The organism is Aliigemmobacter aestuarii, from assembly GCF_004799285.1.
Taxonomy (GTDB): domain Bacteria; phylum Pseudomonadota; class Alphaproteobacteria; order Rhodobacterales; family Rhodobacteraceae; genus Aliigemmobacter; species Aliigemmobacter aestuarii.
In genome coordinates this window covers 341,981-356,550 of the sequence record NZ_SSND01000001.1, presented here as the reverse complement: position 1 = coordinate 356,550, position 14,570 = coordinate 341,981, and the positions used below count along the sequence as shown (strand labels likewise).

Genomic DNA, 14,570 nt, shown 5'->3' with positions numbered 1-14,570 from the left:
GCCCCGGCGTCAACGCTTGGTTTCGGCATGTCGGGAAACATTTGCGACATCGGCGCGTGTCGGAACCGTACCAGTCTTGTCGCTAATGGACATTGATCCGGACGACCCAGAGCCCCGAAAGGATCATTCGGCGCGGCGGAAGGCCGTGGGCGACAGGCCGGTCTGATGCTGGAAGGCGCGGGTGAAATAGGCCGCCGAGGTGAATCCCAGTTCGTCGGCGATCTGTCCCACGGGCTTGCGGGTTTCCTTCAACAGTTTGCGCGCCTCGAATGTCAGGCGGTCGTGCAGCAGGGCCGAGGCCGGCTTTCCGCAGGTCTGCCGGCAGCACCGCGACAGATGCGTGGGCGTCACGCCAAGCGCCGCCGCGAAATCCGCCACACGCATGCCCGACCGGAAATCCCGCTCCAGCAATGCGGTGTAGCGGGCGACCAGCCGCTTTGTCGCATCGGCTTTGGGCGCGTCCTCCTGTTGCCGGGCGATCTGGCGTTCCAGCCAGACCCCCAGCAACCCCAGGTAATGCCGCGTCGCGCGGTCATGGGCGGGGGTGTCGCTGTCCATCTCGCGCCCGACGGCGTCCAGGATCACGTTCAGTTCCTGCTGGACAAAGGTTTCCTTGATCCGCAGGTGATGCACGTCCCGTGGCAGCGTCACGTCACAGTCGCGACCGAAAAATACCGCAGTGCCAAAGACTTGCGGACCGACTTCAAAGCCGTGCATGACGCCTGGGGGAATGAACACCGCGTTGTTTGCCGTGTAGCCCCGCGTCGATCCGGCAATGGTGATCCGTCCCTGGCCCTTGGTGAACCACAACAGAAGCGGCTCCGAAAGGGACCGCATGGCCTCCACCCGCCAGCGCCCGCCGGTGGCAAGTCTGGGGATGGCGACAAGCCGCAGTTGCGACAGGGCCGAGAGGTCGTTCATGGTTGCTCCGACGGTCTTGATCTCATTGGGATCGGGAGAACGGGCATGATGTCACTCACACGGTGCTTAAGGTAAGCCGCCCATGCCCCGACACCCAAGCAAAAAAATGGCATGAGCGGGAAGAAATGCGGCCGACCGGCAGACTGCCGCCCGCCGGGGCCGTTTCTGGCGGAAAGCGGCCGATCGGCGGGGCCCCCGGTCAGGGAAGCGCAACCCCAACCCAATGCGCCATGCGATTGCGAAACCACGTTCTCTGGCGTTTGGCATATTGCCGCGAGGCGGCCTTGGCGGCCTCGACGGCCTGATCGAGCGTCATTTCGCCCGCCAGCACCGCCACCAGTTCGGGCGCCCCGATCGCACGGGCTGAGGGATGGGCGGGGTTCCAGAAGGGCAGTTCGGCGCGCACCTCGTCCAGCGCGCCCGCCGCCATCATCGCCTCGAATCGCGAATCGATTCGCGCCGCCAGCCAGTCGCGATCGGGACGCAGGACAAAGGCCGCCGCCCCGGACAGCGGCAAGAGCGGCGCCGGCGTTGCGTCCTGCCACTCGGCCAGCCCCCGGCCCGTGGCGCGCCCGACCTCCCAGGCGCGCTGGATGCGGGCGGGGTTCAGCCGGTCGATCCGGGAAAGGGTCGCAGGGTCAAGCTCGGCCAGCAGGGCCTGTGCGCCCTCATCGGCCATCCGCGCGTCGGCCTCGGCGCGCACCGCGGGCGGGACCGGCGGAATATCCGCCAGCCCTTCGGTCAGGGCGGTGAAGTACAGCCCGGTGCCCCCCACGATCACCAGCCGCCGCCCTTCCTCCAGAAGCCCCGCGACCTCGCGCAGCCAATGGCCTACAGAATAGTCCTCGTCGCGCCCGACATGGCCATAAAGCCTGTGCGGCAGCCGCGCCTCGTCCTCCGCCGAGGGGCGGGCGGTCAGGATGCGCCAGCGGGCATAGACCTGCAGCGCATCGGCGTTCACGATCACGCCGCCCCCGCGGGCTGCGATTTCCATCGCCAGCGCCGACTTGCCGCTGGCCGTGGGGCCCGCGATCAGCACATGGGTGCCGTCCGGAACCGAACCGGCGATCCGGGAAAGGTCGATCATCGCGCGCCCGCCTCTTTCCTTCTGGCCCAATTCGCTTTCATTCTGGCCGAAATATCCCGTGGGTCCGGGGACAGCGCCCCCGGCCTGCGCCGGTCGTCCGCAACACCCGTTGAACCTGCCGCCGTTTTCCGACATTTTGCGCCGCAGTCCAACACCCAACCGTCCGTCACCCAAGCAACAGATAGGCCCATCCATGTCCGAGGCACCGGCAGTCACCTATAACCGCGTCATGCTCAAGATCTCGGGCGAGGCGCTGATGGGCGACCAAGGCTATGGGTTGAACCCGCCCACCGTCCAGCGCATCGCGCAAGAGGTGAAGTCGGTCCACGATCTGGGCGTCGAGATCTGCATGGTCATCGGCGGCGGCAACATCTTTCGCGGGCTCGCCGGTTCGGCGCAGGGGATGGAACGGACCACCGCCGATTACATGGGGATGCTGGCCACGGTGATGAACGCGCTGGCGATGCAATCGGCGCTGGAACAGCTGGGTGTGTTCACCCGCGTGATAAGCGCGATCCCGATGGATCAGGTCTGCGAACCCTATATCCGCCGCCGTGCCGTGCGGCACCTCGAAAAGAAGCGTGTCTGCATCTTCGCCGCCGGAACCGGGAATCCCTATTTCACCACCGACACCGCGGCCACCCTGCGCGCCAACGAAATGGCCTGCCAGGCGGTGTTCAAGGGCACCAAGGTCGATGGCGTCTACGACAAGGACCCCAAGAAGCACGCCGATGCCAAACGCTATGACTCGGTCGGCTATGACGAGGTGCTGGAAAAGAACCTGGGCGTGATGGACGCAACCGCAATCGCGCTGGCGCGCGACAACAAGCTGCCGATCATCGTCTTTTCGCTCGACGAACCGGGCGGCTTCCGCGGCATCCTTGCGGGCAAGGGCACCTACACCAAGGTTCAGGGCTGACCCCCGCCGTACTGGCAAACCCCGGCAACCCCCGGAAACCCCCGGCAGGCCCATTTCGATGCCGCGCGACAGATCCCGCCCGTGCTGTCGACGGGAAGCCCCTGAAGCGGTGCCGCGAAAAATCCGCTTTGCTTTTGCTTGCGGGGCAGGGGCGCGCGGATCCGCCGTGACCAATCATTCCCCCGGTCCTGTCTCCTCGCCGATCCCGCCAATGGGTCTTTGAATTTCCGCGTCACATCGCTAGAAGGGGCGAAAGGCCGCCCCGCGGTGCAACAACAACAGGCGGAAAGCTGACCCATGTCTGATGATCTTGATATCGACCTCGACGACATCCAGCGCCGGATGGACGGCGCGATGGCCTCGCTGAAGATGGAATTCGCATCCCTGCGCACGGGCCGCGCCTCGGCCTCGATGCTGGATGCGATCCAGGCAGATGCCTATGGCCAGATGACGCCGATCAACCAGCTTGGCACGGTCAACGTGCCCGAACCGCGGATGGTCACGATCAATGTCTGGGACAAGGGCATGATCAACAAGGTCGAAAAGGCGATCCGCGAAAGCGGGCTGGGGATCAACCCGGTGGTGGACGGGCCGATCATCCGCCTGCCGATCCCCGAACTGAACGAGGAACGCCGCCGCGAATTGACGCGCGTGGCGGCCCAATATGCCGAACACGCCCGCGTCGCGATCCGCAACGTGCGTCGCGACGGGATGGACCAGATCAAGAAGGCCAAGGCCGCGGGCATGTCGGAGGACGACCAGAAGATGTGGTCCGAAGAGGTGCAGACCCTGACCGACAAGGCGATCGCCTCTGTCGACAAGGCGCTTGAGGCCAAGCAACAGGAAATCATGCAGGTCTGACCTGTATCGTATCAGGGGCATCCGAATTGGCCAGCACGACACCGCGCGAGACGGCCCCGAAGCCCCGGGCTGCGGACCATGTCGCCATCATCATGGATGGCAACGGTCGGTGGGCCACGCTGCGCGGCTGGCCGCGCCTGGTGGGCCACCGCAAGGGCGCCGAGCGCGTGAAGGAAATCGTGCGCTGCGCCCCGGATCTGGGGATCCGCTGGCTGACGATCTATGCCTTCTCGACCGAGAACTGGAAGCGCTCCACCGAAGAGGTGCTGGGGCTGATGTCGATCTTCGCCCGCTACATCGAACGCGAGGCCGACAGGCTGGCCGCAGAGGGTGTGCGGATGCGTTTCATCGGCGATCGCTCGCGGCTTGACGCCAAGCTGCAACGCCTGATGGCCGGGATCGAGACTCGCACGGCGGGGCTGTCACGGCTCAACCTGACGGTGGCGATCAACTATGGCGGCCGGGACGAGATCGTGCGCGCCATGCGCCGCATCGCGGACGAGATCGCCGCAGGCCGCCTGCGCCCCGATGCCGTCACCGACGAGGTGATCTCGGCCCATCTGGACACGGCCGATCTGCCCGACCCCGATCTGGTGATCCGCACCTCGGGCGAGACGCGCACCTCGAACTTCCTGCCCTGGCAGTCGGCCTATGCCGAATACGAATTCACCGAAACGCTCTGGCCCGATTTCACACCCGATGAACTGGGCCGCATCGTTGGCCGCTTCGGCCAGCGCGAACGGCGTTTCGGAGGAGTGACCGGCGCGTGAGCGGGGCCGGGGCATCGGGCGGCGCCGCGGGCGCGCGTTGGGGCGACCTGAAGGCGCGGGTGCTGTCGGCCATCGTGATGATCGTCGTCGGCCTCGTGGAAATCTGGCTGGGCGGCTGGCCCTTCGCGGCGCTGGTGATCCTGGCCTGCGGGGCGATGATCTGGGAACTGGCGCGGATGACCGAAGGGCGCGCCTCGTTGCCGCCTGTCGGTCTGGGCGTGCTCGGGGCCGCGGCGCTTCTGGCGATCGAGCTGCTGCCGCAGGATCGCGGCTGGACCCTGCCCGTGGCTGCCGTGCTGGCGGCGCTTCCGTCGCTGGCGGGGCTTCCGGGCGGGCGGCGGCATCGCCGGGCCTTCGTGCCCTATGCCTTCCTCATCATGCTGACCGGCCTTGCGCTGATCTCGCTCCGGGCCGATCCGGGCCTGCCGGTGATCCTGTGGATCGTCGCCGTGGTGGTCGCCTCGGACGTGGCGGGCTATTTCGCCGGGCGGACGATCGGCGGGCCGAAGTTCTGGCCAGCGATCAGCCCCAAGAAGACCTGGAGCGGAACCATCGCCGGGTGGATCGGCGCGGCGCTGGTGGGGCTTGTCTTTGTCCAGGCGGGTTGGGGCGGCTGGGGCCTTGTCGCCCTGTCGCCGCTGGTGGCCTTCACCGGGCAGATGGGCGACATCGCGGAAAGCTGGATCAAGCGCCGGACGGGCGTGAAGGACAGTTCCAACCTGATTCCCGGCCATGGCGGGGTGATGGACCGCTTCGACGCGCTTGCCACGGCCACGGTCCTTGTCTGGGCGCTGTCCTTCGTGATGCCCCTGCCGCTGGCCGGGGGATAGCCGATGCGTAGGGTATCGGTCTTTGGCGCCACCGGGTCGATCGGGGAATCCACCTTTGACCTGATGATGCGGGCGGGCGGGCCTTCGGCCTTTGAAACGGTCGCGCTGACCGGCGGGCGCAACGTCGCGCGTCTGGCGGAAATGGCCCGCGCCCTGCGGGCAGAAATCGCCGTGACCGCGCATGACGACGCGCTTGCGGACCTGCGCGCGGCGCTGGCCGGGTCGGGGATCGAGGCCGCGGCAGGCGCCGCCGCGCTGGTCGAGGCCGCCGACCGCCCCGCCGACTGGGTGATGAGCGCGATTGTCGGCGCGGCGGGTCTGGCGCCGGGGTTCCGCGCGCTGCGCCACGGCACGACGCTGGCGCTGGCCAACAAGGAATCGCTTGTGACGGCCGGCCCCCTGCTGATGGCCGAGGCCCGCCGCTACGGCGCCCGCATCCTGCCGGTGGACAGCGAACACAGCGCGATCTTTCAGGCGCTGGTGGGCGAGGACATGGCCCGCGTCGAACGGATCATCGTCACCGCCTCGGGCGGGGCGCTGCGCGACTGGCCGCGCGACCGGCTGGAACAGGCCACCGTGGCCGATGCCCTGGCGCATCCGAACTGGGCGATGGGGCAGCGCATCACGATCGATTCCGCCTCGATGTTCAACAAGGCGCTCGAGGTGATCGAGACGCGGGAATATTTCGGGATCGACCCGGACCGGATCGAGGTGCTGATCCATCCCGAAAGCATCGTCCATTCGCTGGTGGGCTATGTCGACGGGGCGGTGATGGCGCATATGGGCGCGCCCGACATGCGCCACGCGATCGGCTATGCGTTGAACTGGCCCGACCGTGCGCCGCTTCCGGTTGCACGGCTGGATCTGGCACGGCTTGGCAGCCTGACCTTCCGCGCGCCCGACATTGACCGCTTTCCCGCCCTGCGCCTTGCGCGCGAGGTGATGGCGATGCGGGGCGGGGCAGGGGCGGCCTTCAACGCCGCAAAGGAAATCGCGCTGGATCATTTCATCGCGGGGGGGCTGCGGTTTCCGCAGATGGCAGCTGTCGTCGAAGAGACGCTTGCCCGGCTTTCGCGCGACAATCGCCTTCAAAAAGCCCCCCTGACCCTTGAGGAAGTGCTGGAAACAGACCATCTGGCAAGGCAGGAGGCCACGCGCGTGGCCCGGGCGGCAGGCAACGGAAACGGGTGACGGGCTTGGATTTCTCGACGATATTCTCGACGCTGGGCGGCGGACTGTGGACGATTGCCTTCTTCATCATTGCCCTGTCGATCATCGTCTTCATCCATGAATACGGGCATTACATCGTGGGCCGCTGGTCGGGCATCCATGCCGAGGTCTTTTCCATCGGCTTCGGTCCTGTGTTGGTCGCGCGCACCGACAGGTGCGGCACGAAATGGCAGATCGCGGCGATCCCCTTCGGCGGCTATGTGAAGTTCATGGGCGATGCGAACGCCGCCTCGGGCGTGGATGGCGACGCGATGGCCGGGCTCAGTGCCGAGGAGCGCCGCCATACGATGCACGGCGCGCCGCTTTGGGCGAGGGCCGCCACCGTGGCCGCGGGGCCGATCTTCAACTTCCTTCTGACCATCGCTGTCTTTCTGGGTTTTCTGTGGACGATGGGCATCGCCACCGACGAACCCGTGGTGGGCAAGCTGAAACCCACGCCCTATGTGGGCGAGACGATCCGCCCCGGCGACCGGATCATCGCGCTGGCCGGACAGCCGACACCGGATTTCGAAGCCTTCTCGACGGCGATGGATGGCCTTCCCGCAGTGCCCGAGGTCGATTACCGCGTGATCCGCAACGGGCAGGAGATCGACCTGAAAGGCCCGCACCCGCTGCCGCCGCTGGTGGGGCAGGTGCATCCCTTGTCGGCGGCGGGCGATGCCGGGCTGAAGGCGGGCGACGTGATCCTTGCGGTGGACGGCCGCGCGGTGGCCACCTTCGCCGAACTGCCCGCGATCGTCGAGGCGACGGGGGACAAGCCCCTGACGCTGACGATCTGGCGCGAGGGCGCGCAAGAGGATGTCACGCTGACCCCGCGCCGGCGCGACCTGCCCAAGGCCGAGGGCGGCTTTGAAACCCGCTGGCTGATCGGCCTGACGGGCGGGCTGGTCTTTGAACCCGCCACCCGCACCCCCGGCCCGGTCGAGGCGATGCGGCTTGCCCTGACGCAGACCTGGGATCTGGCCGTGACCTCGATGTCGGGCCTCTGGCACATCGTCACCGGCGCGATTTCCACCTGCAACATCTCGGGCCCGATCGGCATGGCCGACATGATGGGCGAGGCCGCGCGCGGCGGGGTCGAGGAGTTCTTTACCCGCCTCGCGGTGTTGTCGCTGGGGATCGGCATCCTGAACCTTTTCCCGATCCCCGTGCTGGACGGCGGACACCTCGTGTTTCACGCTTACGAGGCGGTCACCGGCCGCCCGCCTTCGGAACGTGCGATGCGCATCCTGATGACGGCGGGTCTTGCGCTTCTTCTGTCCTTCATGCTGTTCGCGATCTCGAACGATCTGTTCTGCACCTGACGCCCTGCGCGAAACCCCGCGGGCCGGACGCCAAAATCTGGCCACATTCCCGGGCTAGGTATCGCGTGCGCAAGCAGAAGGACTGAACCGTCATGCAAACCGTCTTGAAGGGCTATCGCGGGCTATCTTTCCTCGTCAATCTCAACTGGGATTGGCTGTTCACGCTTGGCACCGTCATCGTGGGCCTGCTGGCCGGCGCCTTCCTGGGCTCTGCCCTGATGCAGCCGATGATGGCCCCCTGATCCCCCATATGTGGTATTGCGCAACAGATTGCGATTGATCCGCAACTGTGGCCCCGATCCGGCGCCATCCGTTTTGACAAGGCCCGCCAATCCCGCTAGTCAGGAAGTCGGACAGATATCTTTTGACGGGGCGGACAGATGACCAAGGCGACATGCGCGACACCGGCGCGGGGCACTGGCAAGGGGGCGCTCCTGCGTCGCGCCGCCGTCGCGGTTTTCCTTTCCGGAACCGCCGTTTGCACCACGATCATCGGGCAGGCTTCGGCACAGAGCTATGCCTTCACCCAGGTCGAGATCGAAGGCAATGACCGCGTCGATGCGGCCTCGATCCTGCGCTTCGCGGGAATCGGTCGGGGCCAGCAGGTCAGCGCGGCCGAACTGAACGACGCCTATCAGCGCATCGTGAATTCGGGCCTGTTCGAGACGGTGGAACTTGCGCCGCAGGGCGGCACGCTGGTGATCAAGGTCAAGGAATACCCGACGATCAACATCGTCAACTTCGAGGGCAACCGCCGCATCAAGGACGAACAGCTGGCCGAGATCGCGCAGTCGAAATCGCGCCGCATCTATTCGCCCGCCCAGGCCGAACAGGACGCCGCCAACATCACCGAGGCCTATCGCCAGTCCGGCCGCCTTGCCGTGACGGTGGAGCCGCGTATCATCCGCCGTTCGGACAACCGCGTCGATCTGGTCTTCGAGGTCGCCGAGGGCCGGGTGGTCGAGAACGAGCGCATCTCGTTCGTCGGAAACCGCGACTATTCCGACCGCCGCCTGCGGCAGGTCCTGGAAACCAAGCAGGCGGGCATCCTGCGCACCTTCATCCAGCGCGACACCTTCGTTGCCGACCGGATCGAACTGGACAAGCAGCTTCTGCGCGACTTCTACCTGTCGCGCGGCTACATTGATTTCCAGGTTCTGGACGCCACCGCCGAACTCGCCCGCGAACGCGACGCGACGTTCGTCACCTTCACTGTCCGTGAAGGGCAAAGCTTCCGTTTCGGCCAGATCAGCGCATCGAGCGAGATCGACGAGATCGACGCCGCCGAATTCGAGGCGCTGCTGCGTATCCGTCCGGGTGTCACCTATTCGCCGTCGATCGTGGAAAACAACATTGCCCGGCTGGAAAACCTTGCCCTGCGCAAGGGGCTGAACTTTGTGCGTGTCGAACCGCGCATCAGCCGGAACGACCGTGACCAGACGCTGGACGTCGATTTCGTGCTGACCCGCGGTCAGCGCATCTTTGTCGAACGGATCGACATCGAAGGCAACACGACCACGCTGGACGAGGTCGTGCGCCGCCAGTTCACCACGGTCGAAGGCGATCCCTTCAACCCGCGCGCCATCCGGCAGTCGGCCGAACGCATCCGCGCCCTTGGCTTCTTCTCGGATGCACGGGTCGAGGCGGAACAGGGCTCGGGCCCCGATCAGGTCGTCGTCAACGTCGATGTCGAGGAACAGCCGACGGGCTCGCTCAGCTTCGGGGCCTCCTATTCGGTTTCGAACGGGGTGGGCGTCAATGTCGGCCTGACCGAGACGAACTTCCTTGGTCGCGGGCAGACGGTGGGCATCAACGTGTCGTCGGGGACCGACAGCACGTCGTCCTCTCTCTACTTCAAGGAACCCGCGCTTCTGGGCCGGGATCTGGAGTTCACGTTCAACAGCTATTACAACGTGACGGACAACGAGAATTCGTTCTACGACACGCGGCGCATTGGGATCATCCCGTCGATCGAATTCCCCATCGGCGAGTTCAGCAGGCTGCAACTGCGCTATTCGATGAAGAAGGACACCGTGCGCAGCGTGGATCGCGGCATGGTCGACGATCCGGCGACGCCCGAAGACGAAACCTCGAACGGGTCCTCGCGGATCCTTCTGCGCGAGGAACGTCAGGGCAGCCCGTTCAGTTCCTCGATCGGCTATACCTTCAGCTACGACACGCGCATCGGCGGGCAGAATCCGAACGGCGGCATCCTGCTGCGCTTCGGGCAGGACTTTGCCGGTGTGGGCGGTGACATCGAAAGCGTGACCACCTCGGCCCTGGCCCTTGCAGAAACCAAGGTCTTCAACGAGGACGTGACGCTGCGCGCCGTGGTTGAGGGCGGGGCGATCAAGATGCTGAACGGCGGCACCAGCCGCGTCACCGACCGCTTCTTCGGCAATGGCAAGATCCGTGGCTTCGAACCCAACGGCATCGGCCCGCGCGACCTGACCGCGACGAACGAGGACGCCCTGGGCGGCAACCTGTTCGCCGTCGCCCGTTTCGAGGCGGAATTCCCGCTTGGCCTGCCCGAGGAATACGGGCTGACCGGCGGCGTCTTCGCCGACGTGGGTTCGGTGTGGAGCCTCGATGACGTGCGCGGCACGGCCGGCCCGGTGGATGACGGCCTGAACTTGCGGTCCGCGGTCGGCGTGTCGCTGTTCTGGACCACGGCCATTGGTCCGCTGCGCTTCAACTTCTCGCGCGCGATCAACAAGGAAACCTACGACAAGGAACAGAACTTCGACCTGACCATCTCGACGAAGTTCTGATGTTCCGGGCGCGGCTCGTGCTGGCGTTGGCGGGGGCTGCACTGTCAGCCTCGCCCGTGCTTGCGCAGGACGCGTCGTCCCTGCCGCTGTCGCAGCCATTGCCCGAAGCGCCGCAGGTCCTGCTGCTGTCGCAGGACAGGCTGTTTTCCGGCACGCTTTACGGCAAGGCCGTGCAGGCGCGGATCGAGGAAGCCTCGCGCGGGCTTCAGGCCGAAAACCGCCGGATCGAGGCCGATCTCGAAGCCGAGGAACGCGCGCTGACCGAACAGCGCAAGACCCTGCCGCCCGACGAATTCCGCACCCTTGCCGAGGCCTTCGACGCCAAGGTCGAAGGCATCCGCGCGGCCCAGGAAGCCAAGGCGAGGTCGATCACGCAGGATCGAGAGACCGAACGCCAGCGGTTCTTTGAAACCGCCGTTCCGATTCTTGCCGAACTGATGGCCGAACAGGGCGCGGTGGCGATCATCGACAAGAATGCGGTGATCCTGTCCTTCGACCGGATCGACATCACCGATACGGCCATTGCGCGGATCGACGCCAAGCTGGGCGACGGATCGGCCCTGCCGGAATAGGCCCGGCTTGCCCGCCGGGGTGCGAATTGCTAACCAAGGCGGAAATCATGGAGACCCCGATGACCGACGCCCCGGAAAATGCAGGCGATGCCGCGACCCTTTCCGCCGATCTGGCACTGATCCAGCGCATCCTGCCGCACCGCTATCCGTTCCTTCTGGTCGACAAGGTTCGCGACATCGTACCGAACACCTCTGCCGTCGGCATCAAGTGCATCACCTTCAACGAACCCCAGTTCCAGGGCCATTTCCCCGGCAAGCCGGTGTTTCCGGGCGTCCAGATCGTCGAGGCGCTGGCCCAGACCTCGGGCGTGCTGGTGGGGGTGTCGATGGATCTGGCCGACAAGAACCTGCTGGTCTATTTCATGGGCATCGACGCGGTGAAATTCCGCCGGATGGTGGTGCCGGGCGACGTGCTGGAACTGCATGTCAGCGTCAAGCGCGGCGGCGGCAAGGTGTGGAAGTTCGAAGGCCGCGCCATGGTCGAGGGGGAACTCGCCTGCGAATGCGAATTCACCGCCATGATGGACCTGCCGAAGAAATCCGCATGACACAGATCCACCCAAGCGCCATCGTCGAACCTGGCGCCGTGATCGGCGAAGGCTGCACGGTCGGCCCCTTCGCCATCATCGGACCCGAGGTGACGCTTGGCCGGGGCGTGGTGGTGAAATCCCACGCCGTCGTGACCGGCTGGACCGAGGTGGGCGACGAGACTGTGATCTTTCCCTTCGCCTGCGTGGGCGAGGTGCCGCAGGACCTGAAGTATCGCGGCGAACGCACGCGGCTGATCGTGGGCGCGCGTTGCCGCATCCGCGAGGGCGCGACGCTGAACACCGGCACCGAAGGCGGCGGGGGGCTGACGCAGATCGGCGACGATTGCCTGCTGATGACGGGCGCCCATGTGGGCCATGACGCACGGCTTGGCGACCGGGTGATCCTGGCCAATCAGGCCGCCATCGCCGGACATTGCCAGATCGGCGACGACGTGATCGTCGGCGGGCTGTCGGGGGTGCATCAATGGGTGCGCGTGGGCCGTGGCGCGATCATCGGCGCGGTCACGATGGTGACGAATGACGTGTTGCCCCATGGCCTCGTGCAGGGGCCGCGTGGCGATCTGGACGGGCTGAACCTTGTCGGGCTGAAGCGGCGCGGCGTCGACCGGGCCGAGATCACTGCACTGCGGGCAGCCTATCAGATGCTGGCGCAGGGCGAGGGTACCTTCCTTGACCGCGCCCGCCGCCTGGCCGAGGAAACCGACAGCACCCATGTGCGCGAGATGACCGATTTCATCCTGTCGGCCTCGGACCGGTCTTTCCTGACGCCGAAATGACGGATACGGCGATCATAGCCGGGGCGGGCCGTCTGCCCGCGGCCTTGGCCGCCGCGATGGCCGCACCGCCGCTTGTCTGCGCGCTCGAGGGCTTCGCCCCCCAGGGGATCGCCGCCGATCTGGTCTTTCGGGTGGAACGGCTGGTGCCGTTCCTGCGCCAGTTGCAGGACAGGGGGATCGGCCGCGTCGCCTTTGCCGGCGCGGTGCAGCGCCCGCGGCTGGACCCGGCGCTGTTCGATCCTCTGACCGCGCAGATGGTGCCGCGCCTTCTGGCCGCGATACAGGGTGGCGACGACGCCACGCTGCGCGCCGTGATCGCCATCTTCGAAGAGGCAGGCCTGGCCGTTCTGGGGGTCGAACAGATCGCCCCCGATCTGGTGCCCGGCCCCGGCGTTCTTTGCGGGGCACCCGGTCCGGCGGACGAGGCCGACGCCGTCCGCGCTGCTGCCATCGTTCAGGCCTTGGGGGCGGTGGATGTGGGGCAGGGGGCGGTCGTTGCGCAGGGACTCTGCCTCGCGGTCGAGGCCCTGCCGGGCACGGATGCGATGCTTGACTGGGTGGCACAGACCGCCCGCCGCCCCGACCCGGCCGGGGCGAAGGGCGTCTTCTACAAGGCGCCCAAGCCCGGACAGGACCGCCGCGTGGACCTGCCCACGCTTGGCCCCGACACCGTCACCCGCGCCGCCGCCGCTGGCCTCGCGGGCATCGCCTGGGAGGCGGGCGGCGTGATCCTCCTGGACCGGGCCGAGATGGTGGCGCGGGCCGGTGCGGCGGGGCTTTTTCTCTGGGCGCGCCAGCCATGAGGCTGTTTGTCGTCGCGGGCGAGCCTTCGGGCGACCGCCTCGGCGCGGCGCTGATGGCGGGGCTGAAGGACCTCGCCCCCGGCGTGACCTTCGCCGGTGTCGGGGGGCCGCTGATGCAGGCCGAGGGGCTCGACAGCCTCTTTCCGATGGAGGAACTGTCGGTCATGGGGCTGGTCGAGGTCCTGCCGAAATACCTCCACCTCAGGCGCCGCATCCGCCAGACGGCCGAGGCCGCACTGGCCAGCGGTGCCGATGCGATCATCACCATCGACAGCCCGGATTTTTCCCTTCGCGTGGCGCGGATCGTGAAAGCCGCGCGCCCCGGCTTCCGCACGATCCATTACGTCGCGCCCTCTGTCTGGGCCTGGCGGCCGGGACGGGCGGCGAAGATGGCCCGCGTCATCGACCATGTGCTGGCACTTCTGCCGTTCGAGCCGCCCTACATGCAGGCGGCGGGCATGACCTGCGATTTCGTGGGGCATCCGGTGGTGGCCGAACCGCTGGCCTCGCCGCAGGAGGCCGCGCCGTTCCGGGGGGCAGGGCCGCTGGTCCTGGCCCTGCCCGGATCGCGGCAGGGTGAGGTGCGCCGCCTGGCCCCGGTGATCGGGCAGACGCTGGCGCTGGTGAAGCTGCGCCATCCCGGCGCGAAGGTGGTGCTGCCCACCGTGCGCGGCGTGGCCGACCTCGTGCGCAGCCTCGCGGCCGACTGGCCGGTGCAGCCCTGGATCGTCGAGGATGCCGCCGAAAAGCGCGCGGCCTTCGCCGCGGCCGATGTGGCGATCGCCGCCTCGGGCACGGTCAGCCTGGAACTTGCGGCCAACGCCTGCCCGATGGTCATCGCCTACGACATGCATCCGATGACCTTGTGGCTGATGCGCCGCGCCGCGCTGATCGACACGGTGACGCTGGTCAATCTGGTCTCTGAAACCCGCGTCGTCCCCGAGTTCATCGGCGACCGGTGCCGCCCCGACCTGATCGCCCCGGCCCTGCTTGCGCTTCTGGACGATGCCGATGCACGGGCGGCACAGATGCGGGCGATGGAACTGACGATGGACCGGCTCGGCCGCGGGGGCGAACCGCCGGGCCTGCGCGCGGCGCGGTCGGTTCTGGCGCATCTGCCGCAGGCTTCAACCTGATCGAAATACCCCCGCCGGAGGCAAGATCTTTCGAAAGAT

15 protein-coding genes are annotated in these 14,570 nt (G+C 66.9%); 13 read left to right on the top strand and 2 right to left on the bottom strand.

The features are described from left to right. Window positions 1-123: 123 nt before the first annotated feature. Window positions 124-921, bottom strand: a complete 798-nt coding sequence (locus E7811_RS01665) for an AraC family transcriptional regulator (protein ID WP_136392861.1) — start codon at window positions 919-921, stop codon at window positions 124-126. 199 nt (window positions 922-1,120) lie between these two features. Next, window positions 1,121-2,008 carry a tRNA (adenosine(37)-N6)-dimethylallyltransferase MiaA gene (miaA, locus tag E7811_RS01660; protein WP_136392860.1) on the bottom strand — a complete coding sequence of 296 codons (888 nt, stop codon included), beginning with the start codon at window positions 2,006-2,008 and terminating at the stop codon, window positions 1,121-1,123. A 193-nt stretch (window positions 2,009-2,201) separates the two neighbouring features. On the opposite strand from miaA, the gene pyrH reads away from it, so the two are divergent. The 13 genes from pyrH (at window position 2,202) to lpxB (ending at window position 14,531) form a co-directional block, all read left to right on the top strand. After that, window positions 2,202-2,927, top strand: coding sequence for a UMP kinase (gene pyrH, locus E7811_RS01655; protein WP_136392859.1), 726 nt, complete (start codon window positions 2,202-2,204; stop codon window positions 2,925-2,927). A gap of 297 nt (window positions 2,928-3,224) precedes the next feature. Continuing rightward, window positions 3,225-3,788 (top strand): ribosome recycling factor, encoded by a 564-nt coding sequence (gene frr / locus E7811_RS01650; RefSeq protein ID WP_136392858.1) that lies wholly within the window; start codon window positions 3,225-3,227, stop codon window positions 3,786-3,788. 26 nt (window positions 3,789-3,814) lie between these two features. Then, a complete protein-coding gene (gene uppS, locus E7811_RS01645) occupies window positions 3,815-4,558 on the top strand; it encodes a polyprenyl diphosphate synthase (protein WP_136392857.1) in 744 nt (247 codons plus the stop codon). Next, complete coding sequence (locus tag E7811_RS01640; protein WP_246020154.1) at window positions 4,555-5,388, top strand: phosphatidate cytidylyltransferase; 834 nt, start codon at window positions 4,555-4,557, stop codon at window positions 5,386-5,388. The genes uppS and E7811_RS01640 overlap by 4 nt, the downstream gene beginning before the upstream one ends. A gap of 3 nt (window positions 5,389-5,391) precedes the next feature. Continuing rightward, entirely contained in the window at window positions 5,392-6,579 is a 1,188-nt protein-coding gene (dxr, locus tag E7811_RS01635) for a 1-deoxy-D-xylulose-5-phosphate reductoisomerase (RefSeq protein ID WP_136392856.1), read from the top strand. Window positions 6,580-6,584: 5 nt separating this feature from the next. Beyond that, window positions 6,585-7,922 (top strand): RIP metalloprotease RseP, encoded by a 1,338-nt coding sequence (gene rseP / locus E7811_RS01630; RefSeq protein WP_136394178.1) that lies wholly within the window; start codon window positions 6,585-6,587, stop codon window positions 7,920-7,922. A 92-nt stretch (window positions 7,923-8,014) separates the two neighbouring features. Next, complete coding sequence (locus tag E7811_RS17860) at window positions 8,015-8,164, top strand: hypothetical protein (RefSeq protein ID WP_168732900.1); 150 nt, start codon at window positions 8,015-8,017, stop codon at window positions 8,162-8,164. Window positions 8,165-8,302: 138 nt separating this feature from the next. After that, complete coding sequence (gene bamA / locus E7811_RS01625; protein ID WP_136392855.1) at window positions 8,303-10,693, top strand: outer membrane protein assembly factor BamA; 2,391 nt, start codon at window positions 8,303-8,305, stop codon at window positions 10,691-10,693. Next, window positions 10,693-11,265 (top strand): OmpH family outer membrane protein, encoded by a 573-nt coding sequence (locus tag E7811_RS01620; protein ID WP_136392854.1) that lies wholly within the window; start codon window positions 10,693-10,695, stop codon window positions 11,263-11,265. The genes bamA and E7811_RS01620 overlap by 1 nt, the downstream gene beginning before the upstream one ends. A gap of 59 nt (window positions 11,266-11,324) precedes the next feature. Continuing rightward, entirely contained in the window at window positions 11,325-11,813 is a 489-nt protein-coding gene (fabZ, locus tag E7811_RS01615) for a 3-hydroxyacyl-ACP dehydratase FabZ (protein WP_136392853.1), read from the top strand. After that, window positions 11,810-12,592: an acyl-ACP--UDP-N-acetylglucosamine O-acyltransferase gene (gene lpxA / locus E7811_RS01610; RefSeq protein WP_136392852.1), complete on the top strand. Its 783-nt coding sequence runs from the start codon at window positions 11,810-11,812 to the stop codon at window positions 12,590-12,592. The genes fabZ and lpxA overlap by 4 nt, the downstream gene beginning before the upstream one ends. Continuing rightward, window positions 12,589-13,395: an LpxI family protein gene (locus E7811_RS01605; protein WP_136392851.1), complete on the top strand. Its 807-nt coding sequence runs from the start codon at window positions 12,589-12,591 to the stop codon at window positions 13,393-13,395. Before lpxA ends, E7811_RS01605 begins: the two co-directional genes overlap by 4 nt. Next, window positions 13,392-14,531, top strand: coding sequence for a lipid-A-disaccharide synthase (gene lpxB / locus E7811_RS01600; RefSeq protein ID WP_136392850.1), 1,140 nt, complete (start codon window positions 13,392-13,394; stop codon window positions 14,529-14,531). The genes E7811_RS01605 and lpxB overlap by 4 nt, the downstream gene beginning before the upstream one ends. The last annotated feature ends 39 nt before the right edge of the window (window positions 14,532-14,570 follow it).